This window comes from Vibrio sp. OPT46 (assembly GCF_015163535.1).
GTDB lineage: Bacteria > Pseudomonadota > Gammaproteobacteria > Enterobacterales > Vibrionaceae > Vibrio > Vibrio alginolyticus.
The window spans coordinates 1-230 of record NZ_JADDYG010000001.1 but is presented as its reverse complement, the minus strand read 5'-3'; the positions used below and the strand labels follow the sequence as shown (position 1 = coordinate 230).

The following is a 230-nucleotide window of genomic DNA, read 5'->3' as shown; positions in this document are numbered from 1 at the left end:
TAGATTGCAATGAATAACATTAATCTCATTACAGTGGGGATTGCTTTAGCGGTTTCCGCCCCCTCTGTAATTGCTTCAATCAAAGCACCACACAATGCGGGGAGCTACAATAAAGTTATTAAGGTTCCTTCTCACATGAACCAAACAAGTGCAGTTGGCTTGGATGATACTTTAGGCTCCAGAAACATCTCTGACGAAACAATCGTTGAGCTCCCAACCGTCCCAGATGA

1 protein-coding gene is annotated in these 230 nt (G+C 43.5%); it reads left to right on the top strand.

Features of this window, described 5'->3' with window-relative positions; translation table 11 throughout:
- Positions 1–9 precede the first annotated feature (9 nt).
- Positions 10–230 (top strand): hypothetical protein (locus IQR33_RS31980; protein WP_228013688.1); only part of this gene is annotated, 221 nt, incomplete at its 3' end.